Below are 2,899 nucleotides of genomic sequence, written 5' to 3' on the forward strand. Positions count from 1 at the left end.
GCCCCGCCCTGGTCGGTCCGATAGCGCCCACCGTCGTCGACCAGGAGCACGCGGGCACGCGACCATCCCGACGCGAGTCGGTCGGCGTCGTCACGCAGGTGATCGGCACGGTCGAACTCGGCCTGCGACAAGAGCGGCGGCGACGTGAACTCGAACCTCGCCATCACTCAGCCCCGCTCCCCCTTGCGGACATAAAGCAGCCGGTCGCCGATCTCGATTCCTTCGACGTCGGCTTCCCCGACCCGATACAGGTGGCCGTCGCGCACCACGCCGAGGACCAGATCTTTGGTATGTGCCGGGGAGCCGCCCACCTCCGACGGATCCACTTCACGCTCGGCGATCGCGTAGCCCTCCTCCGGGCTGAGCAGATCTTCCACCACTTCCACGACCGACGGCGTGATGGTTGCAATACCGAGGAGTCGGCCAGCCGTCTCCGACGAGACCACCACCGAGTTCGCGCCGGACTGCCGCATCAGGTGGGTATTCTCCGATTCGCGAATCGACGCAACGATCTTGGCGCGCGGGTTCAGCTCCCGGGCGGTAAGGGTCACCATCACGGCGGTGTCGTCACGGTTAGCGGCGATCACCAGTGCGGCGGCGTGCTGCATTCCGGCCAGGCGCAGGATGTCGGACTTGGTGGCGTCACCACGCACGGTCACCAGACCGTCGGCCGCCGCAGCCTCAAGGGCGGGGTGGTGGTCGTCGACCACGACCACCTCGCTCGGTCGCACGCCGTCGGCGAGGACGGCGGTCGTAGCAGTCCGGCCCTTGGTGCCATAACCAACGATGATCGTGTGATTGCGCACGCGATTCCTCCAGTTCTGAATCTTGATCGCCTGCCGTGAACGCTCGGTGAGCACCTCGAGGGTGGTACCGATCAGCACGATCAGGAAGAGCACGCGCAGCGGTGTGATGAACAGGATGTTGATCAACCGGGCCGACTCACTGATCGGCGTGATGTCGCCGTAGCCGGTCGTCGAGAGGGTCACGGCCGAGTAGTAGAGCGAGTCCAGGTAGCTGAGCGGTTGGTCTTTGACGTCGCGGTAGCCGTTCCGGTCGAGGTAGACGATGACCGAGCAGAGCAGCAGCGCCGCGAGCGCCCACAGCACGCGGCGGCCGATGGCGCGTGCCGGACTGGTCTCCAGTTCCGGAATCCTGACGACACCGACAAGGGCATAGTCGGGCTTGTCGACCATGTCTTGGGGGCCGAAACGGCCGCGGCGGAACCGGTCACGCATCGCGGGTCCCTCCCGTACACGTCATCACAGCTCCGAAGGCTACTCGATGAAGCCGGTCCCGCGGTCCACCCGCTCGGGGTCCAGCAGTGCGGCGAGTTCCCGGGCGTCGGGCAGAGTGTCCGGTTCGAGCGTGTAGTCGTGGCGGACGTAGACGAATGCGGCCCGTACCTTCGTCAACTCCACGCCGCGCAGCCGGGCCCAGGCCACCCGGTACGCGGCCAACTGCAACTCCAGCGGTCGACGTTTGGCAGGCTCGGGCACGGCCCCGGTCTTCCAGTCCACCACCAGGTAGCCGCCGCGTTCGCGGTCAGCGAAGACCGCATCCATCCGGCCGCGTACGACAGTGCTCCCGAATACTGTTTCGAAGCCGACCTCAACCTCGATCGGGGTCCGGTCCGCCCACGGTGAGGCCAGGAAGGCCGCGCGCAGCACGTCGAGCTCATCGTCGACGGCAGTCTCGTCGGCGGCGCCGGGCAACTCGTCCAGATCGAGCAGTCGAGTTGCCCCGAACCGGCGCTCCACCCACGCGTGGAAGGCGGTGCCGCGGCGAGCCATCGGGTTGGGTCGGAACGGCACCGGTCGGCGTAGTCGTGCGGCGAAGGACTGTTCGTCGGCGCCGAGCTCCACCAACTGGCTCACCGACAGTTGCGGCGGCAACTCGACATCCACCTCGTCGGCCCCAGACTGCGCGCGTTCGGCCAACAGCGCCGCTACTTCCGCGCGCCACGCCGCGATCTCCGGATCCGCTGCCTCCGCCGCCGGAATCAAACCCCGCTCGCCGCGCACAAGTTCGACGGCGTGCGCGGCTTCCTGCAAGGCGCCGCGCCGATCCCCGAGCCGGTCCACCGGCCACACCGCCGTCACCGCCTCGGTGGTCAGCGGATTCGGTGCGCCGTCGTCGGGTATGGGCGCCGCGACCTCGACCCGCATCGCCTTCGCCGTGCCGTCGGCGTTCCCGTGCCCGGCGGCTGCGGTCACCAGGTCGACGAGCTCGGCGTAAAAATCCGATCCGCCGCGGGGCGAGTCACCGGTGGCCGACCAGTGGTGCGCCGACACCAGCAGGGTGTCCTTCGCGCGGGTCAACGCGACGTACAGCAGCCGACGGTCTTCGTCGAGCCTGCGGAGTTTGATGGCGTCCTTGTGATCGCCGAGCGCGGTCTCCAATTCTTTGCGGTCGCTCAGCGCGCCAAGCTCCAGAGCCGGAAAACCCTCGTGTCCACCGGCCCGCGCCAGGTCGCCGCGGAGTTCGGCGGGCAGCTCCCGGGCCGAACCGAGCCAGGTGCCTTCGGCTTTGGCGCTCGGGAAAATGCCGCGCGCCAGATGCGGCACGGCAACGATGTCCCACTCCAATCCCTTCGCAGCGTGCACGGTGAGGATCTGGACCCGGTCCTCGGCGACCTCCACTTGTCCGGCGGCCAGCCCCTTCTCCACCGTCTCGGCGGCGTCCAGGAAGCTGAGCAGTCCGGGCAGGGTGGCGCCGGGCCGGTCGGCGTAGGAGGCGACGTATTCGGCAAATGCGTCGAGGTGTTCGCGGCCGGTGATCGCGCCGCGCATTCGCCGCGCGCGCACCTGCGCTTCGACGGCCACCCCGATGGTCTGTTCGACATCGGCCACCAGTTCCGGCAGCGGCTGACCGATTCGCCTGCGGAGCCGCTCCAGTT

General features: G+C 68.4%; 2 protein-coding genes. Both read right to left on the reverse strand.

Going from position 1 to position 2,899, the window contains the following annotated elements:
• Nucleotides 1-167 precede the first annotated feature (167 nt).
• Complete coding sequence (locus WAW85_RS06705) at nt 168-1,238, reverse strand: potassium channel family protein (RefSeq protein WP_422558852.1); 1,071 nt, start codon at nt 1,236-1,238, stop codon at nt 168-170.
• Between the two features lie 39 nt (nt 1,239-1,277).
• Nucleotides 1,278-2,899 (reverse strand): 3'-5' exonuclease (locus tag WAW85_RS06710; RefSeq protein ID WP_422558853.1); only part of this gene is annotated, 1,622 nt, incomplete at its 5' end.

The sequence above is a fragment of the Gordonia sp. (in: high G+C Gram-positive bacteria) genome (genome assembly GCF_049299075.1).
Classification (GTDB): Bacteria; Actinomycetota; Actinomycetes; order Mycobacteriales; family Mycobacteriaceae; genus Gordonia.

Bases quoted from the DNA above. Each gene is read 5' to 3' on its own strand.
- WAW85_RS06705 (WP_422558852.1), bottom strand. From the start codon at position 1,238: ATGCGTGACCGGTTCCGCCGCGGCCGTTTCGGCCCCCAAGACATGGTC.